We start from the raw sequence: 26,321 nt of genomic DNA on the forward strand, positions 1-26,321 counted from the left end.
GGTTACATTCCGAACCCGGAAGCTAAGCCTCATAGCGCCGATGGTACTGCAGGGGGGACCCTGTGGGAGAGTAGGACGCCGCCGAACTCCTTTTATAGCCGTGGTCCCTGGATTTAATTCCAGGGACCACGGCTTTTTTTGTTTTGCGGGTGTGGTGCCGGCACCCCTCCGCACCGGCGTCCGGCCACTGAGGGTAAGGTCAGGGGGCATCATTGGCTCTTTCCTCACAGGAGGCCCCCGGGTGGAGGTCCAGGAGACACGCGTCCAGACGGACCGTGTCCTCACCATCCCGAACATCCTCAGCATGGCGCGCCTCGCCGGCGTGCCCCTCTTCCTGTGGTTGATCCTCAGGCCGGAGTTCGGGGGGCCCAACAGTGACGGATGGGCGCTGCTTGTCCTGGCGCTCAGTGGAGTCAGCGACTACCTGGACGGCAAGCTCGCCCGGCGCTGGAACCAGATCAGCAACCTCGGACGACTCCTCGATCCGGCGGCCGACCGGCTCTATATCCTCTCCACGCTGCTCGGACTGACGTGGCGGGAGATTCTTCCGCTCTGGCTGACCGCGGCACTTCTGCTGCGTGAGCTGGTCCTGCTGGTGATGGTCGGGATCCTTCGCCGGCACGGCTATCCGCCGCCGCAGGTGAACTTTCTGGGCAAGGCCGCGACCTTCAACCTGATGTACGCCTTTCCACTACTGCTCCTCAGCGACGGAAGCGGCTGGCTCGCCACTCTCGCTGCTATTTTCGGATGGGCGTTCGCCGGATGGGGTACAACCCTGTATTGGTGGGCAGGGATCCTGTATGTGGTTCAGGTCCGCCGACTTGTCAAGGTGGACAGACCGGCCGATTGAGCTCGCCGATTCGGCGGCTGCAGAAGCTCCACGGCCCGCATCTGCCGTACGCGGGCCATCCCTGGTGAGCTGGGTCGGCTAGGTCGTCTCTATTGAGGAGGACGTTTCCGACATGAAGGCCGTCGTGATGGCCGGTGGTGAGGGCACGCGCCTTCGCCCCATGACCTCGAGCATGCCCAAGCCGCTCCTTCCTGTGGCCAACCGGCCGATCATGGAGCATGTGCTGCGTCTGCTGAAGAGGCATGGGCTCACCGAGACCGTAGTGACAGTGCAGTTCTTGGCATCGCTCGTCAAGAACTACTTCGGCGACGGCGAAGAGCTCGGGATGGAGCTCACCTATGCCAACGAGGAGAAACCGCTCGGCACCGCCGGCAGCGTGAAGAACGCCGAGGAAGCGCTGAAGGACGACGCGTTCCTCGTGATCTCCGGTGACGCTCTCACCGACTTCGACCTCTCCGAGCTGATCGCCTTCCACAAGGAAAAGGGTGCGCTCGTCACCGTCTGTCTGACGCGCGTCCCGAATCCGCTGGAATTCGGCATCACCATCGTCGACGAAGAAGGAAAGGTCGAGCGCTTCCTCGAGAAGCCGACCTGGGGGCAGGTCTTCTCCGACACGGTGAACACGGGCATCTATGTGATGGAGCCCGAGGTGTTCGACTACGTCGATGCCGACGTTCCCGTCGACTGGTCCGGTGACGTCTTCCCGCAGCTCATGAAGGAAGGCAAGCCCGTCTACGGCTATATCGCCGAGGGCTACTGGGAGGACGTCGGCACGCACGAGAGCTACGTCAAGGCGCAGGCCGACGTGCTGGAGGGCAAGGTCGACGTCGAGCTCGACGGCTTCGAGATCTCGCCCGGCGTGTGGGTCGCCGAAGGGGCGGAAGTACACCCCGACGCTGTGCTGCGCGGGCCGCTGTACGTCGGTGACTACGCCAAGGTCGAGGCGAACGCCGAGATCCGTGAGCACACCGTCATCGGCTCGAACGTCGTCGTCAAGGAGGGCGCGTTCCTGCACAAGGCGGTCGTGCACGACAACGTCTACATCGGGCAGCACAGCAATCTGCGGGGCTGCGTCGTAGGCAAGAACACCGACATCATGCGCGCCGCCCGCATCGAGGACGGCGCGGTCATCGGTGACGAGTGCCTGGTCGGTGAAGAATCGATCGTCCAGGGGAACGTCAGGGTCTATCCGTTCAAGACGGTCGAGGCCGGCGCGTTCGTCAACACCTCCGTCATCTGGGAATCCCGAGGCCAGGCGCACCTCTTCGGGGCGCGCGGCGTGTCCGGAATCCTGAACGTGGAGATCACGCCCGAGCTCGCCGTGCGCCTGGCGGGCGCGTACGCGACGACCCTGAAGAAGGGTTCCACCGTCACCACCGCGCGTGACCACTCCCGTGGTGCGCGGGCCCTGAAGCGGGCGGTGATCTCGGCGCTGCAGGCCAGCGCCATCGACGTACGGGACCTGGAGAACGTGCCGCTGCCGGTCGCGCGGCAGCAGACCGCGCGAGGCAGCGCCGGCGGGATCATGATCCGGACGACGCCCGGAGTGCCCGACTCCGTCGACATCATGTTCTTCGACGGGCAGGGCGCCGACCTGTCGCAGGGCAGCCAGCGGAAGCTGGACCGGGTGTACGCGCGTCAGGAATACCGGCGGGCCTTCCCGGGCGAGATCGGCGACCTGCACTTCCCGTCCAGCGTCTTCGACTCGTACACGGGCTCTCTGCTGCGCAACGTCGACACCACCGGCGTCGCGGAGTCGGGTCTCAAGGTCGTCGTCGACGCGTCCAACGGAAGCGCCGGCCTCGTACTGCCGAGCCTTCTCGGGAAGCTCGGGGTGGACGCGCTGACCATCAACCCGGGGCTCGACGAGTCGCGGCCCACCGAGACCGCGGACACCCGCAGGGCCGGGCTGGTGCGGCTGGGGGAGATCGTGGCGTCGGCCAGGGCCGCCTTCGGTGTGCGGTTCGACCCGGTCGGCGAGCGTCTTTCGCTCGTGGACGAGAAGGGGCGGATCGTCGAGGACGACCGGGCGCTGCTGGTCATGCTCGACCTGGTCGCGGCGGAGCGGCGCAGCGGGCGGGTGGCGCTGCCGGTGACGACGACGCGCATCGCCGAGCAGGTCGCGGCGTACCACGGCACCCAGGTGGACTGGACGACCACGTCGCCGGACGACCTGACCAGGGTCGGTCGCGAGGACTCGACGATCTTCGGCGGGGACGGGCGGGGCGGGTTCATCGTCCCCGAGTTCAGTGGTGTCTTCGACGCGACCGCCGCTTTTGTGCGGCTCGTCGGGCTCGTGGCGCGGACTCAGCTCACCCTGAGCCAGATCGACGCGCGGATCCCGCGGGCGCACGTGCTGAAGCGTGACCTGGCGACTCCGTGGGCCGTGAAGGGTCTTGTGATGCGGCGCGTCGTGGAGGCCGCCGGTGACCGGTCCGTGGACACCACCGACGGTGTGCGGGTCGTGGAGGCCGACGGGCGCTGGGTCTTGGTGCTGCCGGACCCCGCGGAGGCCGTCACCCATCTGTGGGCCGAGGGGCCCGACGACGCGTCCGCGCAGGCGCTGTTGGACGAGTGGTCCACGGTGGTGGACAGCGCGGGTCGCTGACCCGTCGCGGAGCCGGGCGGCGCCCACAACAGGTGCCGCCCGGCTCGCCGGTGGGGCCATTCGGAGGTAGCCGTCGCGACGTGCGACGATGTGCGGCATGCCGCAGCAGCCCCCCGTTCGGAGCACCCCCTCGCGCCCTCGGCGCCCGGACGCCTCCATGTCGCTGCTCACCACCGTCATGGACCACAGTCTCGACGAGGGATACGCGGAGGCGGCGGCCCGCAAGAAGGCCCGAGGGGACAGTGGTGTTCCTCGCCCGCTGCGGGCCAAACTCGGCCTCGCGGCCGGTCTGGTGCTGGCCGCGCTGGTGGTCACCGTGGGAGCTGCGCAGGCGCGTATAGAGGCCCCGGTGGTGGCCAAGGAGCGCGAGGAGCTCATCGACCGCGTCGAATCGGCCACCGAGGGCGCCGACCAGCTCGAGGACGACGTGGACAAGCTCCGCGACGACGTCGGGGAGCGGCAGGAGGCCGCGCTGAAGAAGCACGGTGGGAGCCAGGGCGAGTTGGTGGGTCTCCTTTCGGGTGCCACGGAAGTCCACGGGCCCGGTGTGAAGCTCGTCGTGGACGACAAGAAGCAGGCCGATCCGGGTGGCGGCGGACCGCGCGAGAGCGCGAGTTTCTCCGACACCGGCCGGGTACGCGACCGCGACATGCAGCGCGTCGTCAACGGCCTGTGGGAGTCCGGCGCCGAGGCCATCTCCATCAACGACCAGCGTCTCACCGCCCTTTCGGCGATCAGGGCCGCGGGTGACGCGATACTGGTCGACAACAGACCGCTGGTGCCGCCGTATACGGTGCTCGCGGTGGGGGACGCGAAGCGCTTGAGCACCCGGTTCCAGAACAGCCGCGACGGTCAGTACCTGCACGCTCTGCAGGAGAATTTCGGCATCAGGACCAGCATCTCCGTGTCGGACGAGCTCAGGCTCCCGGCAGCGCCGAGCGTCACCGTACGTACAGCAGAGCCGAAGGCAGGAAAGGGCACATCGTGATCGCCGTACTGGGCCTCGTCGTGGGAGTCGTGGCCGGATTGTTGGTTCGGCCCGAGGTTCCGGCGGTGGTCGAGCCGTATCTCCCGATCGCCGTGGTCGCGGCCCTCGACGCCGTGTTCGGCGGGTTGCGGGCCATGCTCGACGGCATCTTCGACGACAAGGTGTTCGTCGTGTCGTTCCTGTCGAACGTGGTGGTGGCCGCGCTGATCGTGTTCCTCGGGGACAAGCTCGGCGTCGGGGCGCAGCTGTCCACCGGTGTCGTGGTCGTCCTCGGCATCCGCATCTTCTCCAACGCCGCCGCGATCCGCCGGCATGTCTTCAGGGCGTGACGCCGATGAGTTCCGACGACAGGCCCGACCTCAACCCGCGCAGGGAGCTCCCGGCGGAGATCCCGAGCGTGCCCGGGCCACCGGCCGCGCCCGCCGCGTCCGCGGGGCCCGCGGCGAAGCCGCAGCTCACCGGCCGTCAGCGGCTGCGGCAGGGCCTGTGGCCGCCGCGGGTGACCCGGCCCCAACTCATCGTCGCCCTGCTGTTGTTCGTGCTGGGCCTCGGACTGGCCATTCAGGTGCGGTCCAACAGCGACAGCAGCGCGCTGCGCGGCGCACGACAAGAAGATCTCGTACGCATCCTCGATGAACTGGATGACCGAACTCAGCGTCTGGAAGAAGAGAAGCGACGCCTCGAGGACCAGCGGACCGGGTTGGAGAACAGCTCGGACCAGGCCGAAGAGGCGCGCAAGCAGACGGTCGAGCGGGAACGGCAACTCGGCATCCTGGCCGGCACGGTGGCGGCCCAGGGGCCCGGCATCACGCTGACCATCGAGGACAAGAGGGGGGCGGTCAAGGCGGACATGCTGCTCGACGCCATTCAGGAGCTGCGCGCCGCCGGCGCCGAGGCGATCCAGATCAATGACGTACGGGTCGTGGCCAACACCTATCTGTCCGACGCCACCGGCGGTGGCGTACGGGTGGATGGTCACAAGGTGAGCGAGCCGTACCTCTTCAAGGTGATCGGCAAGCCGCAGGATCTCGAACCTGCGCTGAACATCCCGGGAGGTGTGGTGCAGACTCTGGAGAAGGAGCAGGCCACGGTGACCGTGGAACGCTCGGAGAAGATCGTCGTGAACGCCTTGCGACCTGCGAAGCGGCCTGACTACGCTCGGTCGTCCTCCCAGTGAGGGGCGGACGCATGGGGGCCGCGAGGCGAGGGCATGAGGTTGCGGGGGGTCGGCGCACCGTAAGCGTGGTGCGTGGTGGAAACTGTTTGGTGGCCACAGACGTTGTGAGGATGTCTGGCTCACCGATGAATGCCGGTGTGTGCAATCAGGGTTCGTCCTGCCCCACGGGCGGGTCTGTTTCGGTCAAGGGGAATCGCCCGTGAAGTTGTTTGCGAAGTTGTTCGGCAAGAGCGCGCGAGAGGACAGCGGCAATCCGGCCACTGCCCGTCATCGCGCCCCGCGCCACGGAGATGGTGAGGAGCAGGGCGCGGAGCGCCCGATGTTCCGTGATCAGGTCGCTGGGCCAGGTGGTGACATTTCGGGCGCACAGGGCGCGTCGTCTGTTGACCCTGCCGGTCCCGGCCGCATAGGTTTCGGGGAACCTTCAACCTCAGGTACGGGTGGAGGGTTCGCCCCCGGCCCGTACGCATCGAATGCCCCTGCGGGGCAGCCACGGCAGGAGGACCCGTCCATGGCCCTGGTGTGTACGAGGTGCGGGAACCGCAACGCCGAGGCGAGCCGGTTCTGCTCCAACTGCGGTGCGCCGCTGCGCGCCGGAGCCTCGCCGGAGCGCCCGTCCGAGACGACCTCGACGATCTCCATCTCGGGCCTTGAGGCCTACGACGCCGAGACGACGGGGCAGACCCCGACTCCCGCGCTCTCCCCGGAGGCGCAGGCGGCCGTCGACGCTCTGCCGCTCGGTTCCGCGCTGCTCGTGGTGCGCCGCGGACCCAACTCGGGCAGCCGTTTCCTGCTCGACGGCGAGCTGACCACGGCGGGGCGTCACCCGCAGAGCGACATCTTCCTCGACGACGTGACGGTGTCGCGTCGCCACGTGGAGTTCCGTCGCCTCCAGGACGGTTCGTTCACCGTCGCCGACGTGGGCAGCCTCAACGGCACGTACGTCAACCGTGAGCGCATCGACTCCGTCGCGCTCTCGAACGGCGACGAGGTGCAGATCGGCAAGTACCGCCTGGTCTTCTACGCGAGCCAGCGGGCCATCTGAACCACCCCCAGACACGGTCTGGGGGGCACACCCCCAGGGAAGGTCCATGCTTCAAACACCGAGGGGCGGTGCCGACATCGGCACCGCCGCCGCGGACCGTCGGCTGATGAGCATCGGTACCGTGTTGAACCAACTGCGGGACGAGTTTCCCGAGGTCACCATCTCCAAGATCCGGTTCCTGGAGTCCGAGGGGCTCATCGAGCCGCAGCGGACGCCGTCCGGGTACCGGAAGTTCGCCCCGGCGGACGTCGAGCGGCTCGGGCACGTCCTGCGGATGCAGCGTGACCACTATCTGCCGCTCAAGGTCATCCGGGAGCACCTCGACGCGCTGGAGCGGGGCGAGCGGCCTCCCATGCCGTCCCTGGGGCGTCAGCGGGACGGTGGCGACGCCCAGGGCCCGGACGACGCCGAGGGGCCCACGGCGGCCCGGGTGGGCCGTGACGAGCTGCTGGCCGCCGCCGAGATCGACGAGGTCCAGCTCACCGAGTGGGAGGCGTACGGCCTGGTCGCCCCGCTGCCGGACGGCGGGTACGACGCGGAGGCCGTCACGGTCGCCACGCTCGTCGTGGAACTCGGCCGGTTCGGTATCGAGCCGCGGCATCTGCGGGCCATGAAGGCCGCGGCCGAGCGCGAGGCCGGGCTCGTCGACCAAGTGGTCGCACCGCTGCGGCGGCATCGAAATCCGCAGACCAGAGCCCATGCCGAGGCCCGTACCAAAGAGCTGGCGGGGCTCACCGGCAGGCTGCATTCGGCGCTCGTGCAGACGGCGCTCGGGATCAGACTGCCCTGACCACGCGTGCGTCCGGCCGGTACTCGGCGGGTGCCCGACTACCCAAACCTGCCAGCCACGTCCTAGGGTTGCTGTGTGAACGAGCTCGACGTCGTAGGTGTCCGGGTCGAAATGCCCTCCAACCAGCCGATCGTGCTCCTGCGTGAAGTGGGAGGCGACCGGTACCTTCCCATCTGGATCGGACCAGGTGAGGCGACCGCCATCGCCTTCGCACAGCAGGGCATGGCACCCGCACGGCCGCTGACCCACGACCTGTTCAAGGACGTGCTGGAAGCGGTGGGCCAGGAGCTCTCCGAAGTGCGCATCACGGACCTGCGGGAAGGGGTCTTCTACGCGGAGCTGGTCTTCGCCAGCGGTGTCGAGGTGAGCGCGCGGCCGTCCGACGCCATAGCGCTCGCGCTGCGCACCGGCACGCCGATCTTCGGCAGCGACGGTGTGCTGGACGACGCCGGCATCGCGATTCCGGACGAGCAGGAGGACGAGGTGGAGAAGTTCCGCGAGTTCCTCGACCAGATCTCGCCCGAGGACTTCGGCACCAACAGCCAGTGAGCCGCTTAAGACGGCCCGCGTCGGACCATTCGGCTAGCCTTTCCCCGCGACGAGGCACGGGAAACCACTCTCAGGGTGATTATCACTCGGCGTGCCGAGTGTGGCGATCGTTGACGAGCCCCTGGCGACTGCCTACCGTCGATGAGGCAGGTCAAGGAGGGAGGTCGGCGTGAGAAGCAGCGGCGACGGTACGGCGGTGGGCGGGCCGTACCCGCTCCACGGCGGCGTGACCGATCACTCTCCGAGTCGCCCCATGGCGGTCCAGGGGAGCGGGGACGCGGCGTCCGGGCACGAGCGGGTCGGCTACCGGGGGCCCACCGCGTGCGCGGCAGCGGGCATCACCTATCGACAGCTCGACTACTGGGCCCGTACGGGCCTGGTCGAACCGAGCGTGCGGGCCGCGGGCGGTTCGGGGACCCAGCGGCTCTACAGCTTCCGCGACGTGGTCGTCCTGAAGATCGTGAAGCGGTTCCTCGACACCGGTGTGTCCCTGCAGAACATCCGGACGACGGTCCAGCACCTGCGGGAGCGCGGGTTCCAGGATCTGGAGCGGATGACGCTGATGAGCGACGGCGCGACGGTCTACGAGTGCACGTCGCCCGGTGAGGTCCACGAACTGCTCCAGGGCGGCCAGGGCGTCTTCGGGATCGCCGTGGGGGTCGTGTGGCGCGACGTCGAGGCGGCGCTGTCCCAGCTGCACGGGGAGCGCGTCGACACCGGTGAGACGCTCATCGGACACAACCCGGCCGACGAGCTGGCCAGACGGCGCAACAAGGCTGTCTAGGCGGGCTCCGGAGCGGTCCGCGGTCGCGTTGTCAGTGGCATAGGGCAGCATCAGAGACGTGAGAAGCGCGCCGACGATTCTGCATCTGGACATGGATGCCTTCTACGCGTCCGCGGAACAGGCCGCGAAACCGAGTCTGCGCGGAAAAGCCGTGGTGGTGGGCGGTCTGGGGCCGCGAGGCGTGGTCGCGACCGCCTCCTACGAGGCGCGTCGTTTTGGTGTGCACTCCGCGATGCCCATGGGGCAGGCCCGGCGGCTGGCGCCGAACGCCGCCTACCTCGTGCCGCGCTTCGGGCTGTACCGCGAGGTCAGCGAGCAGGTGATGGGGCTGTTGCGGAAGCTGTCGCCGCTCGTGGAGCCGCTCAGCCTGGACGAGGCCTTCGTCGACCTGGAGGCGGGTGGTGTCGCCGACGACGCGGAGTCGGCCCGGGCCGTCGGAGAGCAGCTGCGGGCGGACATCAGGGAAGTGACCGGACTGACCGGCTCCGTGGGGCTCGCCGTCTCCAAGATGCTGGCCAAGATCGCCTCCGAGGAGGCCAAGCCGGACGGGCTCCGGCTGATAGCGCCGGGGACGGAGCGGGCCATGCTCGGGCCGATGTCGGTGCGCACGCTGCCCGGCGTGGGACCGGCCACCGGGGACCATCTGCGGCGGGCCGGGATCATCACGGTCGAGGAGCTCGCGGAGGCCGGCGAGGACGAGCTCGTACGGCTCCTGGGCAAGGCGCACGGGGGCTCGCTGTACGCGATGGCGCTGGCGCTCGACGAGCGGCCCGTGGTGGCCGAGCGGGAGAGCAAGTCGGTCAGCGTCGAGGACACGTACGACGTGGACATCCACGACCGGGTGCGGATCCGGGGCGAGGTCGCGCGGCTCGCCGACCGGTGTGTGGAGCGGCTGCGGGCGGCGGGGCACTCGGGGCGGACCATCGTGCTCAAGGTGCGGCGGTTCGACTTCTCGACGCTGACGCGCTCCGAGACGTTGCGCGGGCCCACGGACGACCCGGGGGTGGTGCGGGAGGCCGCCGCGCGGCTGCTGGAGTCCGTGGACACCACAGGGGGTGTGCGGCTGCTCGGTGTCGGCGTCTCCGGCCTCGCCGACTACACGCAGGAGGACCTCTTCGCGCAGGCGCAGGCTCAGGCCGCCGAGGCGGCTGCTCTGGCGGCCGAGGCGGAGGTCGTCGCGGTCGGGTCGGCCGAGGCGGCCGGCGCGGCGCAGGGGGGCGTGGAGGGCGCTCCTGGGGGCGAGGGCGGCGGAGGCGGTGACGGCACGGCCGGTGAGCAGAAGGCCGGCGATGTCCTGCCCGAGGAGGCGGTCACGCTCGGCGAGCGGCGGTGGGCGGCCGGGATCGATGTACGGCACAGCGAGTACGGCCACGGGTGGGTGCAGGGGAGCGGGCTCGGGCGGGTCACGGTGCGTTTCGAGACGCCGTACTCGGCTCCGGGGCGGGTGAAGACCTTCCGGACGGACGATCCGGATCTGGTGCCCGCCGAGCCGCTGCCGCTGGTCGAAGCGGTGCCGCTGCCGGGCGTGACTGGGGCGGAGCCGTCTGGGGCCGGGCTCGAGAGCGCCTCCGGTGTCGCTCGTGCGGAGGTGGGGGACCAGGGCGAGGGCTGAGGCCCGCCGCGGGACGGGGCACGGGGGACAGGGGCAGGGCGGGTGCCGGACGGGGTCAGGGGGGTTCCGTGCCCGCGATGCGGCCGAAGCTCTGGTCGGGTGGAGGAGGCGTCCGCGGTGGTGTCGTGTCCAGGCCGTAGTGGTGGTAGAGCTGGAGTTCCTGCTCGGGGGAGAGGTGGCGGCCCACCCCGAAGTCCGGGGCGTCCTTGATCAGGTCGCGGTCGAAGGGGATCCGTACGGTGCCGTCCTCGCCCAGCTCGCTCGGTTCCAGCGGCACGAACGCGTCGCGGCTGAACAGGCCGGTGCGTATGGCGGCCCACTCCGGGGCTCCGGTGGCGTCGTCGAGGTAGACCTCGTCGATCGTGCCGATCTTCGTCCCGTTCCGGTCGAACGCCTTGCGGCCGATCAGATTGCGCGGATCGATGTCGGTCTGCACGGGCCCTCCAGATGGTCGCGGGTTGTCGAAACCGGGCGTAACTCATCCTTATTCGTTCGTAGTCACTACGAAAGAGCACTTCGGGGCGGGCGGCCACTCGAGGGATCGGCCGTGAGCCTCGCTGGTAGGCTGACGTTCGGCTGCTGACCCCGTGCGGGAGAGCTCTCCGGAACACGGTTCCCGGAGGCGCCGAAGGAGCAAATCCTCCCCGGAATCTCTCAGGCATCCAGTACCGCACGGACGAGGTCACTCTGGAAAGCAGGGCGGGCGTCGGGCGGGCACGTTCGAAACCCCTCCTCACCGACGGTGAAAGCAGATCTGTCGACACGACGGGACTGTGAAGCTCTCAGGTTGAGATGACAGAGGGGGAGGCCGTCCGGGTACCCGCGCCGTGGTACCCCTCGCAGGTCGTGCAGACCAGGAGGCCTCCGCAATGACTGCCACCAATCGCATCCCGCTCTCCGCGCTCGAGCAGGGCATCCCCTTCGAGCAGCGGCACATCGGGCCCGATGCGGAAGCGCGGGCCAAGATGCTCGCCCAGGTCGGGTACGGCTCGCTCGACGAGCTGACGGCCGCCGCGGTGCCGGATGTGATCAAGAACGCCGAGGCGCTGAACCTGCCCGGCGCGCGCACCGAGGCCGAGGTACTGGCCGAGCTGCGCTCCCTGGCCGACCGCAACCAGGTCCTCGACTCCATGATCGGACTCGGGTACTACGGCACCTTCACGCCGCCGGTCATCCTGCGGAACGTGATGGAGAACCCCGCCTGGTACACCGCGTACACGCCGTACCAGCCGGAGATCTCGCAGGGCCGCCTGGAGGCGCTGCTCAACTTCCAGACGATGGTCGCCGAGCTGACCGGCCTGCCCACCTCCGGGGCCTCGCTCCTCGACGAGGGCACCGCGGCCGCCGAGGCCATGGCCCTGTCCCGGCGCATGGGCAAGGTCAAGAACGGCGTCTTCGTCGTCGACGCCGACGCGCTGCCGCAGACCATCGCCGTCATCCGGACCCGCGCCGAGCCCACCGGCGTCGAGATCGTGGTCGCCGACCTGAGCGACGGCATCCCCGCCGAGGTCGCCGAGCGCGGCGTCGTCGGCGTTCTCGTGCAGTACCCGGGCGCCTCCGGCGTCGTACGGGACATCAAGCCGCTCATCGACCAGGCGCACGAGATCGGCGCCGTCGTCACCGTCGCCGCGGACCTGCTCGCGCTGACGCTGCTCACCTCGCCCGGCGAGCTGGGCGCCGACATCGCCGTCGGCACGACGCAGCGCTTCGGTGTGCCGATGGGCTTCGGCGGCCCGCACGCCGGTTACATGGCGGTGCGCGAGAAGTTCGCGCGCAGCCTTCCCGGGCGGCTCGTCGGCGTCTCCGTCGACGCCGACGGCAACAAGGCCTACCGGCTCGCGCTGCAGACCCGTGAGCAGCACATCCGCCGCGAGAAGGCCACCAGCAACATCTGTACCGCTCAGGTGCTGCTCGCGGTCATGGCCGGAATGTACGCCGTCTACCACGGCCCCGAGGGTCTGAAGTCCATCGCCCGGCGCACCCACCGGTACGCGACGCTGCTCGCGGCCGGGCTCACGGCCGGCGGCGTCGAGGTCGTGCACGGCTCCTACTTCGACACCCTGACCGTGCGCGCCGAGGGCCGCGCGGAGGAGCTCGTCGCGGCCGCCCGCGAGGGCGGCGTGAACATCCGCCCGGTCGACGCCGACCACGTCTCCCTCGCCTGTGACGAGACCACCACGCGGGCCCAACTCGCCGCCGTCTGGGGCGCTTTCGGGGTCGAGGCCGACATCGAGGCGCTCGACGCCACGGTCGCGGACACGCTGCCCGAGGGCCTGCTGCGCACGGACGACTACCTCACCCACCCCGTCTTCCACCAGAACCGCTCCGAGACCGCGATGCTGCGCTACCTGCGCAGGCTCGCCGACCGCGACTACGCGCTCGACCGCGGCATGATCCCGCTGGGCTCCTGCACCATGAAGCTCAACGCGACCACCGAGATGGAGCCGGTCACCTGGCCCGAGTTCGGCCAGCTGCACCCCTTCGCTCCCGCCCAGCAGGCGCAGGGCTACCTCACGCTCATCCGCGAGCTGGAGGAGCGCCTCGCCGAGGTCACCGGGTACGACAAGGTCTCCCTGCAGCCCAACGCCGGCTCGCAGGGGGAGCTGGCCGGTCTCCTCGCCGTCCGCGGGTACCACCGGGCCAACGGCGACGACCAGCGCACCGTCTGCCTCATCCCCTCCTCCGCGCACGGCACCAACGCCGCGAGCGCCGTCATGGCCGGCATGAAGGTCGTCGTGGTGAAGACCGCCGACGACGGCGAGATCGACGTCGAGGACCTGCGCGCCAAGATCGAGAAGCACCGCGACGAGCTGTCGGTGCTGATGATCACCTACCCCTCGACGCACGGCGTCTTCGAGGAGCACGTCGCCGACATCTGCGCCGAGGTCCACGAGGCCGGCGGCCAGGTGTACGTGGACGGGGCCAACCTGAACGCCCTGGTGGGCCTCGCCAAGCCGGGTCACTTCGGCGGCGACGTCTCGCACCTGAACCTGCACAAGACCTTCTGCATCCCGCACGGCGGCGGCGGCCCCGGCGTCGGCCCGGTCGGCGTGCGCGAGCACCTCGCGCCGTACCTGCCGAACCACCCGCTGCAGCCCGCGGCCGGCCCCGAGACCGGCGTCGGCCCGATCTCCGCGGCGCCGTGGGGCTCGGCCGGGATCCTGCCGATCTCCTGGTCGTACGTGCGCCTGATGGGCGGCGAGGGCCTGAAGACCGCAACCCAGGTCGCGGTGCTCTCCGCCAACTACATCGCCAAGCGCCTCGAGCCTCACTACCCGGTGCTCTACACCGGCCCCGCCGGTCTCGTCGCGCACGAGTGCATCGTCGACCTGCGCCCGCTCAGCAAGGCGACCGGCGTCAGTGTCGACGACATCGCCAAGCGGCTCATCGACTACGGCTTCCACGCGCCGACCATGTCCTTCCCGGTCGCCGGAACCCTGATGATCGAGCCGACGGAGAGCGAGGACCTGGGCGAGATCGACCGGTTCTGCGACGCGATGATCGCCATCCGCCGGGAGATCGAGAAGGTCGGCACCGGTGAGTGGAGCGCCGAGGACAACCCGCTGCGGAACGCCCCGCACACCGCCGCCGCGCTGAGCGGTGCGTGGGAGCACGGCTACAGCCGCGAGGAGGCCGTCTTCCCGGCCGGCGTCGTCGCCCCGGACAAGTACTGGCCGCCGGTGCGCCGCATCGACCAGGCGTACGGCGACCGGAACCTGGTCTGCTCCTGCCCGCCGCTGGATGCGTACGAGGACTGATCACCGCGCCCGGGTGACGCGGGCATGCGGCGGGGCCGGTTCGGAGTTCTTCTCCGGGCCGGCCCCTCGTCTTTCGGGCGGTGCGGTGGTGCGGCGGTGCGGTCCTGCCGTGGTGCCATCTGCCGGCGGTGGTCAGGCCGCCGTCATGATCCGGTCGGTGCCCAGCGGTCGGTGCGGGGCGATGATCTGTCCGTCCGGCAGCAGCTCACCGGTGTCCTCGAAGAGCAGGACGCCGTTGCACAGCAGGCTCCAGCCCTGTTCCGGGTGGCTCGCCATGAGGAGCGCGGCTTCCCGGTCGGCGGAGTCGGCTGTCGGGCACGGTGGTTGGTGCTGGCACATGGAAGGGTTCTTTCGCTGCGATGAGATGGCTGTGACGTCGGTCCTGTGGCTCGATGCGGTGTTCATAACCGCCCCCCGTTGTAGTCGGTCCGGTCCCAGTGTTGCCCTCCGCGCGTCAATCCGCAGGGATTTCGCCGCAGCGGCTCCTACTGCTTAAGGACGTATCACCCGCGCGGACGGTTCAGCTCAACTCCAGTGTCTCTTCGGGTGGTTCGGGGTGACCCGAGTGGGCTAGTCCACCTGGGTGGGCAGCACGGTGCCCCGCGGCCGGGGCGGCGGGGCACCGTGCGGACGTACGGGCGACCTCGGCCCGGCGACCTCAGGCGGGCGAGCTCAGCAGGGGTGCCGGGGCCAGGCGGTGGTTGAGCATCGGCAGCAGCTCGGCGACGCGGTGCGGACGGTGGGCCGCGATGCCGGGCGGTGCGGGAGCCAGGGGTACGAGCAGGTCGGTGGCGGCCAGCGCCCCCTCGGCGCCGTCGTCCGTGCAGTCGCGGTGCAGCCAGAGCGTGAGCATATAGAGCTCCGGCACCGACAGCAGGCGGGGCTGATAGGGCACCTGCATGGCTTCGGCGTGCCGCAGCGACCGCTCCGTGGAGGTGATGTAGGGCCCCTCGAAGAAGTGGGAGAACGCCCAGCCGTCCGGTGTGAGCATCGTGTCGGCCGCGGCGACGGCGCGCTCGCCGCAGCGGATCAGGAAGCGCCAGCCGGAGAGCCGGGTGGGTGACGTCCCCTCGGGAGTGATGCGGTCCAACACGTGGACCGGCAGCGGGAGTTCGGGACTCGTCGGTCCCTGCGCGGCACGCAGGGACGGGGTGCGGGCCTCGCGTACGGCCGTGGGGGAACCGAGTGCCGCGAGGACGCTGCGCAGGGCGGGCGCGGGAGCCGGGGGGACATGCAGCGGCATGGTGGGTCGCCTCTCTCATTCGACAGGCACGGTGGAGCGGGGGCGGGTGCGTGACGGCGCTGTCAGGCTCTGGGTCAGAGGGGCGGGGGCTGGAAACCGCGAGCGCCAACTCTCTGCCTAGCTTGCGCAGTTTATACGAAGTGTGTTCGGACGGTGTTTCACCTAGACGCACCGGATATTACGGGCAAGGTGCAAATGCGCCGTCCTTGTGAGACGTTTATCCTGATTTCGCAGGGGCCCCGTCGCCGTGACCTCGGATTTCCGCCGGTACGCGGTCGGCCGATTCCTGCCGGTACTTTTGACCAGGTGCTTCGGAACGGAATCTTCACTGTGCCGCATGCCTGGTGAATGTGCCGGACAGCAAGGTGTGTCGAGCGTAGCGTCCGGCGGCGGCGCGCGGGGCGTTATCGATCACATTGCCTGGGCATCATCCCCCGTACACAGCGGCCCGATCCACGGCCGCCCGCTCCAGGAGGGACGCTTCGATGGGGGAGAAGGTCGCGGCAGGCACGTTCGACCTGGCCGATCGGCACCACTACCGAGGCAAGCTCCGCGAGTGCCTTGCCGGGCTGGAGCGATTGCTGGCGGAGGAGCGCTTCGACCGGCCCAAGAATCTGATGGGCATGGAGATCGAGCTGAATCTCGTCGGGCCCGACGGGTTGCCGAGGATGTTGAATGCGCAGGTGCTGGAGCGCATCGCGAGCCGGGATTTCCAGACGGAACTCGGAATGTTCAATCTGGAAGTGAACATTGCCCCGCACCGGCTCGGCGGCCGAGTGCTCGACCGGCTCGCCGAAGAGCTCCGTACCGGCCTCAACTACGCCCACAGAAAGGCCAACGAGGTCGACGCCGGAATTGTCATGATCGGTATTCTGCCGACGCTGAACCGCGCCGATCTGGTCTCCGCGAACCTGTCCGACGTCGACCGCTACGCCCTGCTGAACGAGCAGATCGTCGCGGCGCGCGGGGAGCGCTTCGTCCTGGACATCGAGGGCGTGGAGCGGCTGACCTGCACCTCGGCGTCGATCGCGCCGGAGGCGGCGTGCACGTCGGTGCAGCTGCACCTGCAGGTCACGCCCGGCCGCTTCGCCGACGTGTGGAACGCGGCGCAGGCCATCGCCGCCGCGCAGGTCGCCGTCGGGGCCAACGCGCCGTTCCTGTTCGGCCGTGAGCTGTGGCGCGAGTCGCGGCCGCCGCTGTTCCTGCAGTCCACCGACACCCGGACGCCCGAGCTGCAGGCGCAGGGGGTGCGGCCGCGCACCTGGTTCGGGGAGCGGTGGATCACCGGACCTCTGGAGCTCTTCGAGGAGAACCTGAAGTACTTCCCGGCGCTGCTGCCGCTGATGGACGAGGAGATTCCGCGGGAGGTCCTGGACGCGGGCGGCGTACCACAGCTCGGCGAGCTGGTGCTGCACAACGGCACCGTCTACCGCTGGAACCGCCCGGTGTACGGCATCGCCGACGGCGTCCCGCATCTGCGGGTGGAGAACCGGGTGCTGCCCGCGGGCCCCACCATCACCGACGTCATCGCCAACGCCGCCTTCTACTACGGCCTGGTGCGGGCGCTCGCCGAGGAAGCGCGGCCCGTCTGGACCCGGCTGCCCTTCGAGGCCGCCGCCCGCAACTTCGACGTCGCGTGCCGCCACGGCATCGACGCCACGCTGCAGTGGCCGCGGCGCGGCAGGCTCGGCGGCACGGCGGAGGTGGCGGCCGTCGACCTCGTACGCGACGAGCTGCTGCCGCTCGCGGCGGCGGGTCTGGACGCGTGGGGCGTGGAGGCAGCAGACCGGGATCTCTACCTCGGGGTGATCGAGGAGCGGTGCCGGCTGCGGGTCAACGGGGCGTCCTGGCAGGCGACGACCTACCACCGGGCGCTGGAGGCCGGGATGGCGAGGGAGGCCGCGCTGGCCGCGACCACACAGCGGTACGGGGAGCTGATGCACACGGGGGAGCCGGTGCACACGTGGCCCGTGGGGCTCCGGCAGCCGGCGGTGCCGCTCGGCGGGTGACGCCACGGGTCGGCGGCCGATGCCACGCGGCCCGGCGGTCAGCCCTGGTTGCTGCCCGCCTCCATGATCGCCTTGAGGATGACCGCGTGGATCTGCGCCGGGTCGTCGACCTGGTGGCCGGAGCCGCCGGTCGCCTCGGCGATCTGCTGGACCTCGTCCTTGTCCGCCTCAGGGCCGACGGCGATGGCGATGATCGGCACCGGCCGCCGCGCGTCGGCGAGACCCTCCAGCCGCGAGATGAGGGCGCTGCGGGAGATGCTGTCCGGGTCCTGGTTGGCGCCGTCGGTCAGGATCACCAGGGCGTTGAACTTGCCGCGTGCGTACGTCGACCGGGCCTCCTTGTAGGCGGCGAGCGTGGTGTCGTACAGCCCGGTCGCCCCGCCGGGCACGGGGTGCAGGCCGCTGAATGCCTCGGTCAGACGGTCCCGGTGGGTGGCGCCGCCCTGGTGGCCGCCGAGGCGCTCGGTCGGCTCCAGCTCGCGGTAGTCACGCGTGCCGTCGAGACCGGTGGCGAACTCCCACAGGCCGATCTCGTCCTCGTCCGTGAAGCCGGCGAGGGCCCGCAGCAGTGAGGACTTGGTGACCTCCATGCGGGACTGGCCCCGGCCCGGCACCACCTGGCGCATGGATTCCGAGGCGTCGACGACCGTGTTGAGCCGGGCGCTCTGCACGGTGATCGTCCACATGCCCAGGGTTTCCTGGAGCTGTTTGTCGGAGGGCGGGTCCGGGGACTCCGCGGCGTAGGGCTGCGGGGTGCGGCCCCCGGCGGCGGTGATCAGCCGGTCGGTGGGCCGCTCGAGGTCGGTCCGGAAGCCGTGCTCGGCCAGGATCCTCCGGCCCTCCTCGTCGCTGAACATCGTCATGAAGCGCAGCGCCGCACGGCTCGTGTCGGTGGACATCCGGTCGTCCTCGACGAGCGTGTACGGGTAGTCGAGCCGGGGTGAGCCGTCCTTGGGGTAGAAGAGATCGAGGTCGTTCTCCTGGCCGGCGGCCTCGTTGTGCGCGAAGGCGGCCTGTTCGGAGACGATCAGGGCCTGGTTGCGGCGCGGGTTGCCCCGTTCGGTGCCGGAGTCGTCGCGGGCCAGGGTCTCCAGGAGCCGGCCGTCGCTGTCGGTGGTGCGGGCGGACAGCGACTTCGCCAGTGCTGCGGCCTGGGTGCCGCCCTCCTCGCCGCCCTGTTTCTTCGCGGACGCGCCCAGTTTGGCGAGGGCGAGCAGGCCGGTCGCGCTGCGCGCGGGATCGGCGGCGCCCAGGCGGAGCCGGTCGCTCTTCATGGCGGTTGCCGTCAACTTCGGCCAGTCGTACGTCTTCTCGGGCCAGCCGAGGGACTCCGCGGCGGAGGGGATCATGCCGATGCCGACGGGTGACGAGGCGATGTTGCCCGCGGGGGATATCTTGTGCTGCTTCGCGCCGAGGCCCACGCGCCGCACCCACAGGCCGGAGTCCGGCACCCACACGTCGTACTCCGGTTCGCCCTTGCCGGCGCGGAGTTCGGTGGCGACGTCGTAGGAGTCGCGGGCGCTCACCTTCACGTCGATGCAGTGACCGTCGGAGGTGAGCTCCTCCTCGCGGGCGTTGTCGGCGGCCTTGCGCAGGGCCGGGGCGATGGCGGGGGCGGCGACGACGTCGAGGTCCACCGCGTCGTCCGCGCAGGAGCCGCCGAGGGAGAGCAGTCCGCTGCCGACCGCCGCAGCCGTGCCGCCCGCGATGACGAGGACGAGCGCCGCGGCCAGGGCGACCGTGCGGCCGCGCGCACGCGGCCGGGGGTCGGGCGCGGCCGTCCCGTGCTCATCGGGCAAGCTGTGACGTCCCATGGCGGTGGTGCCCCTCCTTGATCGATGAAGCAAGGAAAGAGGGGGCTGTACGCCCGGAACCGGCGTCCGTCCCCCTCGGCCTGTCGCGCACGATCTTCGTAACTTCTTTCGAGACCCTAGCGGGACGAGGATGGGGATGAGGCGGGATTACTCAACTGGAGGCGTAAGTGCAAGCGGAGCCGGGGCCGATGGCCGGTTCTTTTCCAGCGGACGGGCCCTCGCGGCGCACGCTCCGGGATGAGACGTTGCTCGTCCTGGCCCTCTCGCTCGGGGCGAGCGGAGTGTCCGCGCTGATCAGCTTTGTCGGCTCGGTCACCAAGCCGGGTGGTCTCAAGGACCAGGCCGCCACGCTGAACAGCTCGGCGGCGCCGGGGCGTCCTTGGCTGGATCTCGCATGGCAATTGTTCGGAATCGCGACGGCGTTGGTGCCGGTGGCGCTGGTCGCGCACTTCCTGCTGCGGGAGCGGGCGGGGCTGCGGACGATCGGGTTCGACCGGACGCGGCCGTGGCCCGACCTGGGGCGCGGCGCCGCGGTCGCCGCGGTGATCGGCAGCACCGGCATCGCCTTCTACCTGGCGGCCCGCGGCCTCGGCTTCAACCTCACCGTGGTGCCCGAGGACTTGCCGGACGTGTGGTGGAAGTACCCCGTCCTCGTGCTGTCCGCGGTGCAGAACGCGGTCCTGGAGGAAGTGATCGTCGTCGGCTATCTGCTGCGCAGGCTCGCGCAGTTGGGATGGACGCCGATGGCCGCGCTGGTGGGCAGTTCGGTGCTGCGGGGCTCGTACCACCTGTATCAGGGCATCGGCGGGTTCTTCGGGAACGTCGCGATGGGCGTGGTGTTCGTGCTGCTCTACCGCAGGTGGGGGCGGGTCGGGCCGCTGGTGGTCGCGCACACGCTGCTGGACGTCGGGGCGTTCGTCGGGTACGCGCTGCTCGCGGGGAAGGTGGACTGGCTGCCGACGCCTTCGTGAGGCCAAGGGTGCGCGCGGGCGCGCGAACGGATCGACGGTATGTGAGCGTACCGACGGGACTTGACGGTGGGGACGCACGAGCAACTCGTACGTCCCCACCGTCGTCTCTGCGCTTCCCGGACGGGTCCCCGGTGGATGCGGGTCAGGCGAAGAGTTCGCCCTCGATGACCGTGACCGCGTGGCCGGTCAGCAGGGTGCGGTCGCCGCGCAGCTCCGTGCGGACCAGGCCGGTGCGGGGTGAGGCCTGCAGCCCGGTCAGTCCGGCGCGGCCGATGCGCTCGGACCAGAAGGGGGCGAGGGCGGTGTGCGCGCTGCCCGTCACCGGATCCTCGTCGATGCCGACGCGCGGGAAGAAGCAGCGCGAGACGAAGTCGTAGTCACCGGAGGGGTTCTCGGCCCTGGCCGTGGCGATGATGCCGCGCTCGGAGTGGTGGACGAGGGCCTTGTGGTCCGGGGCGAGCGACCGGACCGTCTTCTCGTCGGCGAGCTCGACCAGCAGGTCCCCGACCTGCCGGCCCGTGTCGTACGCGGTGAGCGGTACGGCGCCCAGGGCCTCCGCGATGCCGTCGGGGACGGCGGCCTCGGTGAGCGGGGCGGTCGGAAAGTCCAGGGTGAGGGAGCCGTCCTCGTGCGCGGTCGCCGTGAGGACACCGCTGCGGGTGGCGAAGCGGACCGTGCCGGACGCGGTGCCCGTGGTGTGCAGGACGTGGGCCGTGGCCAAAGTGGCATGGCCGCAGAGGTCGACCTCGGTGGCGGGTGTGAACCAGCGCAGCGCCCAGTCGGCGTCGGCGCCCTCGGGCAGCCGGTGGGCGAAGGCGGTCTCCGCGTGGTTGACCTCCTTGGCCACCTGCTGCAGCCAGGTGTCGTCGGGAAAGGCGTCGAGGAGCAGGACCCCGGCCGGGTTGCCGGCGAAGGGGCGGTCCGTGAAGGCGTCGACGACGCGGATGCGGTGGGACGTCGGAGTCGGGGTCGAAGTCGGCATGGAGTCGACGGTAGAGGGCCGCGCGGGGCGAAGGGTAAGGCCAATTGTGTGTCACTGGACTGATCTTCGGGGGCGATTGGCACCTGGTGGTGGGGGAGTGGGGTGGAGGGGGTCGGGAGCGGGGGCGAGGGGTGCCAGGAGGGGGGTGGAAGTCGGGGTCTCGCCGCCGCGCCCCTCGTTCCCGCAGGTCAGGCAGAGGGTTGCCAGGCGAGCTATACCGATATATCGTTGAGGCATCGCGACAGGTTCGCGACTGATCAAAGATCGGATCGTCCGATCGACCACACCAAGGAGTGATCGCTATGCGTTCCCACGGTTTTGAACACGAGCACGGACGCGGCCATGGACATGGCCGCCGCGGCGGCCCCGAGGGCCGTGAAGGATTCGGCCGCGAAGGATTCGGCGGCTTCGGCGGCTTCGAGGGGCGACGCGGTGCGTTCGGCCCCTTCGGCCCCGGCTTCGGCGGGCCCGGAGGCCCCGGTGGCCCCGGCGGCCCCTGGGGCGGGCGCGGCGGGCGGGGCGGCCCTCGTGGGAGGGCTCGGCGCGGTGACGTACGCGCGTCGATCCTGGCCCTTCTGAAGGACCGGCCCATGCACGGCTACGAAATGATCCAGGAGATCGCCGAGCGCAGCGGCGGGGCGTGGAAGCCCAGCCCCGGCTCGGTCTACCCCACTCTCCAGCTCCTGGAGGACGAGGGCCTGATCAGCAGCGCCAGCGAGGGCGGCAAGAAGCTGTTCTCCCTCACCGACGCCGGTCGCGAGGCGGCCGCCGAAGGTCCGGAGGCGCCCTGGGAAGAGGCCGGGCGCGGCGTCGACTGGGAGACGCTGAACGAGATCCGGCAGGCCGGCTTCGGTCTGATGGAGGCGTTCGGCCAGGTCTGGAAGACCGGCAGCAAGGAGCAGCGCGAAAAGGCGGTCTCCGTCATCAACGACGCACGCAAGAAGCTGTACCTGATCCTCGCCGATGAGGACTGACGTGGTCGGGGCCGAAGGCCCCGCCGCGACGAGGCGCCCCGCACGCATGGTGCGGGGCGCCTCGTTCGTTCTGCCGGTGGAGGTACAGGCGGGATGGACGTGGGGGTGGAGGTGTCACGTCACCAAGGCGTCCAGCTTGCGCAGTGACTCGTTGAGCGCGGCGGTCGCCGAGTCCTTCAGTTTGCCCGCCATCAGGGAGACGGCGGCGCCGGTGAACTCGCCCTCGATGCGGACCACCGTGCCGGATCCCTCGGGCGCGAGGGAGTAGCGGGTGGAGACGTTGACGCCCATCGGGCCCTTGCCCGCGATGGCCAGGGTGCGGGCGGTCTCCAGCTCCTCGATGGTCCAGTTGACTTCGGCGGGGAAGCCCATCAGCTTCATGTTCTCCACGAAGGTGCCGCCCGTCTCCAGGGTGGTGGGACCGCCCTGCGGAAAGCTGGTGTGCGTGGAGTTCCACTCGCCGTACGAGGAGAAGTCGGTGAGCTGGGCCCAGACCTTTTCGGCGGGCGCCTCGATGCGTGCCTCCGCGCTGACTTCGGCCATGCGGCCACCCCTTCCCGTCGGGCGCTGCGACGGCCGCAGCTACGGTGTCGCGGAACGTAGCCGCCGGGTCCGGAACATTCAATACTGATGAACCGTCAGGTTTGCCGGGGCGTGGGCCGGCGACCGATGGGAGCAGTCCGGAGCGGTGGCGCAGGGCCTCGGGCGGCCTGTGGGTCATGGGGTAGTGTGCTGATGCCCTGTGAGGGACGCAGGCGGCGCGCTTTGGAGGTGAGACCCATTACCGCAGTGACAGGTCGGGTGCTCCCCCTTCGCGACCGCGTGGTTCACCCGGCATAGGTGACCGAGGGAGCCCCGTCGGGATCCCGAAAGGTTTTTCTTCGCATGTCGGTTCCAGCTTTCTCTTCGGCGCACCCCGCCTCCCCCAGCTCCCCCAACTCCTCCTCATCGGCAGACCGCTTCTCCCCGGCGGACCGTTCCTCCGTCGTCGGCACGCTGCGCGCCGCGGGCTGCGTCTTCGCCGAGGACGAGGCCGAGTTGCTTCTCTCCGCCGCCCGTACACAGGCCGAGCTTGCCGCCATGGTCGAGCGCCGCGCGGGCGGCCTCCCGCTCGAACACGTCCTGGGATGGGCGGAGTTCCGCGGACTGCGGATCGCCGTGGACCCGGGGGTCTTCGTGCCGCGCCGCCGCACCGAGTTCCTCGTCGGCCGGGCCGTCGCGCTCGCCGGGCGCGAACCCGTCGTCGTCGACCTGTGCTGCGGATCGGGTGCGCTCGGCGCCGCGCTCGCCGCCTGCCTCGGCCCGGTCGAGCTGCACGCGGCGGACATCGACCCGGCGGCGGTCCGCTGCGCCCGCCGCAATGTCGCCGCTGCCGGGGGCGAGGTCCACGAGGGCGACCTCTACGCCCCGCTGCCCGACGCCCTCCGCGGCCGCGTCGGCATCCTGCTCGCCAACGTCCCCTACGTGCCGACCGGAGAGGTCGGACTGCTGCCCGCCGAGGCCCGTGTCCACGAGGCGCGGGTGGCGCTCGACGGCGGGGCGGACGGGCTCGACGTGCTGCGCCGGGTGACCCGGGAGGCGCCCGAGTGGCTCGCTCCCGGCGGCCACCTGCTCTTCGAGACGAGCGAGCAGCAGGTGCCCGCCGCCGTCGACGCCGTCGAACGGGCCGGTCTCGCGGCTCGCGTCGTCGAAGACGAGGAGCTGTACGCCACCGTGGTCATCGGGACGCGGAGCGCCTGAGGTTCTTGGGCCTCAGGCTTGGAGGTCCGAGGGCTGCACGGCGGACAGGCCGACACGCTGACCTGGCACGCCTCATCCGGCACGCCCTCGGCACGCCCTCGGCACGCCTCAGCCGACCCGTCGTATCACCGCCGCGTCGAAAAGGTCCGACGCCCGGGGGTACGGACTCTCGTCGTGGCAGTGCCAGGCCTCCCAGAACAGGTCGGCGGGCAGCGCGTCGTCGGGTGCGTACACCCGGTAGACGTAACTCCTGCCGTCGACCGCCGGCAGGGCGACCATCCAGCACCTGTGCCCCATGCCAGTGAGACGTGTGGCGCCGGGCCGTGGTTGCGGACCGATGTGGAGCGGGGCGGCGCGCGGCAGAAGGGCGCGCGCCCCGGAGGAGGCAACAGGTCGGATCTCATCCGTAAGGAGGACAACCAACGCGGGCTTCCCCAACCTGTGTCGGACGCCAAGATGCTTCCCGCCGCCGATGCATATGCCGCCAGGGGTTGATGAGGTGGAAGAGTGCAAAGCCGTACCCCGCCCGGCGCCGAACCCGGCCCGACCCGAGCAGAACCCGACTCCAGACTCAGCGCGGAGCTGGCGTCCGTCCTGGCCGGCGCGCGCCGGCGCGCGTTGCGGGACGGGGACCGGCAGATCGACACCGCGCACCTGCTGCACTCCCTGATGGAGACCGACCCCGAGGTGCGCGCCGTCTTCGAGAGCGGCGCGCAGGCGGTGCGGGTCCTCGGCTACCTCGTGCAGCGCAGTATCGGCTACGGCCTGCGGTGGCAGGGGACCGTGGAGGACTCCGGCGCGGTGCCGGTGGTGTCCTCCGTAGCGGAGGCTGGCTGGTCGCCCGCGGCCGGTACGGCGATGGACGTGGCCCTGGAACGGGCCGAACTGCGCGGCGAGTCGCGGGCGCTCGGCATGGACCTGCTCGCCGGCCTCGTCGCCGACCCCGACTGCCGCGCCGTCGAGGTCCTCGGCCGGGCCCGGGTCGACGTCGACGTGCTGCTGCGCCGCATCGAGGCGGGCTGCCGGCAGTACGCGTCCGGCGGCCATGGGTTCGCCGGCGGGCGGGCGGAGCCCGAGGGGTGGGACACCGGCCGCTGAGCGCGGCCGCGGTACGCGGCACCGGCATGGATGCGGGGCGGCCCTGGTGAGGGGCCTTTCTTGCGTGCCGGGGCACTGCGGTGAGGCAGGGGAAGACCAGAGGTGGGGGCCCCATTCCTGTGTGCCGATATCCGGTGCGGGGCTCTGTGGCGTCCGCACCGTGAGACAGGGGTCTGGCGGGGTGACGGTCATGACGCCGCCTGCCATGATGTGCCGGTGCAAGCGTCTGACGGGATACAGCAGAGCCGGACGAGCCTCGGGGGCCACGGCGATCGGGGTGGCCACGGCAGCCGGGACGGCCGCATGGTCCAGGGCGATGCGGGTGACCGGAGCGGTGGCCGGGGCGAGGGCGGCAGGGGCGTCGGCCTCGTGCTGGCCCTGGTGTCGGCGGTGGCCTTCGGCGGCTCCGGTGTCGCGGCGAAACCGCTGATCGAGGCGGGGCTCGACCCGCTCCACGTGGTGTGGCTGCGGGTGGCGGGCGCCGCCCTGGTCATGCTGCCCGTGGCCTGGCGCCACCGCGGGTTGGTGCGGAGCAGGCCCGCGCTCCTCGTCGGGTTCGGCCTCCTCGCCGTCGCGGGCGTCCAGGCCTGCTACTTCGCGGCCCTCTCCCGTATCCCCGTCGGCGTCGCGCTGCTGATCGAATACCTCGCCCCCGCGCTCGTCCTCGGCTGGGTGCGCTTCGTGCAGCGCCGCCCCGTCACCCGGTCCGCCGCGCTCGGTGTGGTGCTCGCGGTCGGTGGGCTCGCCTGTGTCGTCGAGGTGTGGTCGGGGCTGAGCTTCGACGCCGTCGGGCTGCTGCTCGCGCTCGGTGCCGCCTGTTGCCAGGTCGGCTACTTCGTCCTCTCCGACCAGGGCAGCGACGCGGGTGCGGACGCCCCGGATCCGCTCGGCGTCATCGCGTACGGGCTGCTCGTCGGCACCGCCGTGCTGACCGTCGTCGCCCGGCCGTGGGGCATGGACTGGTCGGTGCTCGCGGGCGACGCGGACCTGGACGGCTCGTCCGTTCCCGCCTGGGCGCTGATCGCCTGGATCGTGCTGATCGCGACGGTCGTCGCGTACGTCACCGGTGTGCTGTCCGTCCGCAGGCTCTCGCCCCAGGTGGCCGGTGTCGTCGCCTGTCTGGAAGCGGTCATCGCGACGGCGCTCGCCTGGGTCGTCCTCGGCGAGCACCTCTCCGCGCCACAGGTCGTCGGCGGCGCGATCGTGCTCGTGGGCGCGTTCATCGCCCAGTCCTCGGCGCCGTCCGAACCGGTCGTGCCGGGCGTGGTCCCGGAGTCCGAAACGGAGTTGTCGCGCAGCGGGGGCCCGGCCTAGGGTGCCGGACATGCA

General features: G+C 70.5%; 24 protein-coding genes, 1 rRNA gene and 1 riboswitch. Of the genes, 18 read left to right on the forward strand and 7 right to left on the reverse strand.

Annotated features, from left to right (window positions below):
• The 11 genes from rrf to ACZ6B8_RS21480 form a co-directional block, all read left to right on the forward strand.
• Positions 1 to 87 (forward strand): 5S ribosomal RNA (rrf, locus tag ACZ6B8_RS21430); the annotation flags it as partial.
• 154 nt (positions 88 to 241) lie between these two features.
• Entirely contained in the window at positions 242 to 850 is a 609-nt protein-coding gene (locus tag ACZ6B8_RS21435; RefSeq protein WP_471082628.1) for a CDP-alcohol phosphatidyltransferase family protein, read from the forward strand.
• 112 nt (positions 851 to 962) lie between these two features.
• Entirely contained in the window at positions 963 to 3,458 is a 2,496-nt protein-coding gene (locus ACZ6B8_RS21440) for a sugar phosphate nucleotidyltransferase (protein WP_471082625.1), read from the forward strand.
• A gap of 88 nt (positions 3,459 to 3,546) precedes the next feature.
• On the forward strand, positions 3,547 to 4,446 hold the full coding sequence (locus ACZ6B8_RS21445) for a DUF881 domain-containing protein (RefSeq protein WP_471082622.1): 900 nt from the start codon (positions 3,547 to 3,549) through the stop codon (positions 4,444 to 4,446).
• Positions 4,443 to 4,775, forward strand: coding sequence for a small basic family protein (locus tag ACZ6B8_RS21450; protein ID WP_003988855.1), 333 nt, complete (start codon positions 4,443 to 4,445; stop codon positions 4,773 to 4,775). Before ACZ6B8_RS21445 ends, ACZ6B8_RS21450 begins: the two co-directional genes overlap by 4 nt.
• A gap of 5 nt (positions 4,776 to 4,780) precedes the next feature.
• Positions 4,781 to 5,623: a DUF881 domain-containing protein gene (locus tag ACZ6B8_RS21455; RefSeq protein ID WP_471608193.1), complete on the forward strand. Its 843-nt coding sequence runs from the start codon at positions 4,781 to 4,783 to the stop codon at positions 5,621 to 5,623.
• A gap of 82 nt (positions 5,624 to 5,705) precedes the next feature.
• Positions 5,706 to 6,668, forward strand: a complete 963-nt coding sequence (locus tag ACZ6B8_RS21460; protein ID WP_471082705.1) for an FHA domain-containing protein — start codon at positions 5,706 to 5,708, stop codon at positions 6,666 to 6,668.
• A gap of 46 nt (positions 6,669 to 6,714) precedes the next feature.
• On the forward strand, positions 6,715 to 7,458 hold the full coding sequence (ftsR, locus tag ACZ6B8_RS21465; protein WP_471082616.1) for a transcriptional regulator FtsR: 744 nt from the start codon (positions 6,715 to 6,717) through the stop codon (positions 7,456 to 7,458).
• A gap of 75 nt (positions 7,459 to 7,533) precedes the next feature.
• A complete protein-coding gene (locus ACZ6B8_RS21470) occupies positions 7,534 to 8,007 on the forward strand; it encodes a bifunctional nuclease family protein (RefSeq protein ID WP_063795355.1) in 474 nt (157 codons plus the stop codon).
• A gap of 169 nt (positions 8,008 to 8,176) precedes the next feature.
• Positions 8,177 to 8,791 carry a MerR family transcriptional regulator gene (locus tag ACZ6B8_RS21475; RefSeq protein WP_471082613.1) on the forward strand — a complete coding sequence of 205 codons (615 nt, stop codon included), beginning with the start codon at positions 8,177 to 8,179 and terminating at the stop codon, positions 8,789 to 8,791.
• Positions 8,792 to 8,849: 58 nt separating this feature from the next.
• The gene (locus ACZ6B8_RS21480) at positions 8,850 to 10,403 is read left to right on the forward strand and encodes a DNA polymerase IV (RefSeq protein ID WP_471082611.1); all 1,554 of its coding nucleotides are present in this window, start codon (positions 8,850 to 8,852) and stop codon (positions 10,401 to 10,403) included.
• Between the two features lie 55 nt (positions 10,404 to 10,458).
• Here ACZ6B8_RS21480 and ACZ6B8_RS21485 read toward each other — a convergent pair whose 3' ends face one another.
• On the reverse strand, positions 10,459 to 10,839 hold the full coding sequence (locus ACZ6B8_RS21485; RefSeq protein ID WP_471082608.1) for a PRC-barrel domain-containing protein: 381 nt from the start codon (positions 10,837 to 10,839) through the stop codon (positions 10,459 to 10,461).
• Between the two features lie 144 nt (positions 10,840 to 10,983).
• A riboswitch (glycine riboswitch) is annotated at positions 10,984 to 11,084 on the forward strand.
• A 188-nt stretch (positions 11,085 to 11,272) separates the two neighbouring features.
• Between ACZ6B8_RS21485 and gcvP the strand changes: the two genes are divergently transcribed.
• The gene (gene gcvP / locus ACZ6B8_RS21490; protein WP_471608194.1) at positions 11,273 to 14,161 is read left to right on the forward strand and encodes an aminomethyl-transferring glycine dehydrogenase; all 2,889 of its coding nucleotides are present in this window, start codon (positions 11,273 to 11,275) and stop codon (positions 14,159 to 14,161) included.
• Positions 14,162 to 14,293: 132 nt separating this feature from the next.
• Here gcvP and ACZ6B8_RS21495 read toward each other — a convergent pair whose 3' ends face one another.
• Together ACZ6B8_RS21495 and ACZ6B8_RS21500 are read right to left on the reverse strand one after the other, a co-directional pair.
• Entirely contained in the window at positions 14,294 to 14,500 is a 207-nt protein-coding gene (locus ACZ6B8_RS21495) for a DUF5999 family protein (RefSeq protein ID WP_358580562.1), read from the reverse strand.
• A 319-nt stretch (positions 14,501 to 14,819) separates the two neighbouring features.
• Positions 14,820 to 15,404: a hypothetical protein gene (locus ACZ6B8_RS21500; RefSeq protein ID WP_471608195.1), complete on the reverse strand. Its 585-nt coding sequence runs from the start codon at positions 15,402 to 15,404 to the stop codon at positions 14,820 to 14,822.
• A gap of 485 nt (positions 15,405 to 15,889) precedes the next feature.
• Here ACZ6B8_RS21500 and ACZ6B8_RS21505 point away from each other — a divergent pair, with 485 nt between their 5' ends.
• Positions 15,890 to 17,413, forward strand: a complete 1,524-nt coding sequence (locus ACZ6B8_RS21505; protein ID WP_471608196.1) for a glutamate-cysteine ligase family protein — start codon at positions 15,890 to 15,892, stop codon at positions 17,411 to 17,413.
• 38 nt (positions 17,414 to 17,451) lie between these two features.
• On the opposite strand, the gene ACZ6B8_RS21510 is transcribed toward ACZ6B8_RS21505, so the two are convergent.
• On the reverse strand, positions 17,452 to 19,227 hold the full coding sequence (locus tag ACZ6B8_RS21510; protein ID WP_471608197.1) for a substrate-binding domain-containing protein: 1,776 nt from the start codon (positions 19,225 to 19,227) through the stop codon (positions 17,452 to 17,454).
• A gap of 167 nt (positions 19,228 to 19,394) precedes the next feature.
• Here ACZ6B8_RS21510 and ACZ6B8_RS21515 point away from each other — a divergent pair, with 167 nt between their 5' ends.
• Positions 19,395 to 20,198 (forward strand): CPBP family intramembrane glutamic endopeptidase, encoded by an 804-nt coding sequence (locus ACZ6B8_RS21515; protein WP_471082591.1) that lies wholly within the window; start codon positions 19,395 to 19,397, stop codon positions 20,196 to 20,198.
• A gap of 142 nt (positions 20,199 to 20,340) precedes the next feature.
• Here ACZ6B8_RS21515 and ACZ6B8_RS21520 read toward each other — a convergent pair whose 3' ends face one another.
• On the reverse strand, positions 20,341 to 21,180 hold the full coding sequence (locus ACZ6B8_RS21520) for a PhzF family phenazine biosynthesis protein (protein WP_471082588.1): 840 nt from the start codon (positions 21,178 to 21,180) through the stop codon (positions 20,341 to 20,343).
• A gap of 302 nt (positions 21,181 to 21,482) precedes the next feature.
• On the opposite strand from ACZ6B8_RS21520, the gene ACZ6B8_RS21525 reads away from it, so the two are divergent.
• Positions 21,483 to 22,154: a PadR family transcriptional regulator gene (locus ACZ6B8_RS21525; RefSeq protein WP_471608198.1), complete on the forward strand. Its 672-nt coding sequence runs from the start codon at positions 21,483 to 21,485 to the stop codon at positions 22,152 to 22,154.
• 114 nt (positions 22,155 to 22,268) lie between these two features.
• On the opposite strand, the gene ACZ6B8_RS21530 is transcribed toward ACZ6B8_RS21525, so the two are convergent.
• Complete coding sequence (locus ACZ6B8_RS21530; RefSeq protein ID WP_471608199.1) at positions 22,269 to 22,697, reverse strand: type II toxin-antitoxin system Rv0910 family toxin; 429 nt, start codon at positions 22,695 to 22,697, stop codon at positions 22,269 to 22,271.
• A 342-nt stretch (positions 22,698 to 23,039) separates the two neighbouring features.
• On the opposite strand from ACZ6B8_RS21530, the gene ACZ6B8_RS21535 reads away from it, so the two are divergent.
• A complete protein-coding gene (locus ACZ6B8_RS21535) occupies positions 23,040 to 23,894 on the forward strand; it encodes a putative protein N(5)-glutamine methyltransferase (RefSeq protein ID WP_471608200.1) in 855 nt (284 codons plus the stop codon).
• A gap of 108 nt (positions 23,895 to 24,002) precedes the next feature.
• On the opposite strand, the gene ACZ6B8_RS21540 is transcribed toward ACZ6B8_RS21535, so the two are convergent.
• Complete coding sequence (locus ACZ6B8_RS21540; protein WP_471082576.1) at positions 24,003 to 24,191, reverse strand: hypothetical protein; 189 nt, start codon at positions 24,189 to 24,191, stop codon at positions 24,003 to 24,005.
• Between the two features lie 210 nt (positions 24,192 to 24,401).
• Here ACZ6B8_RS21540 and ACZ6B8_RS21545 point away from each other — a divergent pair, with 210 nt between their 5' ends.
• Positions 24,402 to 24,992 (forward strand): peptidase, encoded by a 591-nt coding sequence (locus ACZ6B8_RS21545; protein ID WP_471608201.1) that lies wholly within the window; start codon positions 24,402 to 24,404, stop codon positions 24,990 to 24,992.
• A 303-nt stretch (positions 24,993 to 25,295) separates the two neighbouring features.
• A complete protein-coding gene (locus ACZ6B8_RS21550) occupies positions 25,296 to 26,306 on the forward strand; it encodes an EamA family transporter (RefSeq protein WP_471608202.1) in 1,011 nt (336 codons plus the stop codon).
• Positions 26,307 to 26,321: the final 15 nt, after the last annotated feature.

The sequence above is a fragment of the Streptomyces sp. NPDC041122 genome (assembly GCF_055592445.1).

Coding starts and splice junctions, on each gene's coding strand:
- ACZ6B8_RS21440 (WP_471082625.1), top strand. CDS start 963: ATGAAGGCCGTCGTGATGGCCGGTGGTGAGGGCACGCGCCTTCGCCCC.
- ACZ6B8_RS21445 (WP_471082622.1), top strand. CDS start 3,547: ATGTGCGGCATGCCGCAGCAGCCCCCCGTTCGGAGCACCCCCTCGCGC.
- ACZ6B8_RS21455 (WP_471608193.1), top strand. CDS start 4,781: ATGAGTTCCGACGACAGGCCCGACCTCAACCCGCGCAGGGAGCTCCCG.
- ftsR (WP_471082616.1), top strand. CDS start 6,715: ATGCTTCAAACACCGAGGGGCGGTGCCGACATCGGCACCGCCGCCGCG.
- gcvP (WP_471608194.1), top strand. CDS start 11,273: ATGACTGCCACCAATCGCATCCCGCTCTCCGCGCTCGAGCAGGGCATC.
- ACZ6B8_RS21495 (WP_358580562.1), bottom strand. CDS start 14,500: ATGTGCCAGCACCAACCACCGTGCCCGACAGCCGACTCCGCCGACCGG.
- ACZ6B8_RS21500 (WP_471608195.1), bottom strand. CDS start 15,404: ATGCCGCTGCATGTCCCCCCGGCTCCCGCGCCCGCCCTGCGCAGCGTC.
- ACZ6B8_RS21505 (WP_471608196.1), top strand. CDS start 15,890: ATGGGGGAGAAGGTCGCGGCAGGCACGTTCGACCTGGCCGATCGGCAC.
- ACZ6B8_RS21510 (WP_471608197.1), bottom strand. CDS start 19,227: ATGGGACGTCACAGCTTGCCCGATGAGCACGGGACGGCCGCGCCCGAC.
- ACZ6B8_RS21520 (WP_471082588.1), bottom strand. CDS start 21,180: ATGCCGACTTCGACCCCGACTCCGACGTCCCACCGCATCCGCGTCGTC.
- ACZ6B8_RS21525 (WP_471608198.1), top strand. CDS start 21,483: ATGCGTTCCCACGGTTTTGAACACGAGCACGGACGCGGCCATGGACAT.
- ACZ6B8_RS21530 (WP_471608199.1), bottom strand. CDS start 22,697: ATGGCCGAAGTCAGCGCGGAGGCACGCATCGAGGCGCCCGCCGAAAAG.
- ACZ6B8_RS21535 (WP_471608200.1), top strand. CDS start 23,040: ATGTCGGTTCCAGCTTTCTCTTCGGCGCACCCCGCCTCCCCCAGCTCC.
- ACZ6B8_RS21540 (WP_471082576.1), bottom strand. CDS start 24,191: ATGGGGCACAGGTGCTGGATGGTCGCCCTGCCGGCGGTCGACGGCAGG.
- ACZ6B8_RS21550 (WP_471608202.1), top strand. CDS start 25,296: ATGGTCCAGGGCGATGCGGGTGACCGGAGCGGTGGCCGGGGCGAGGGC.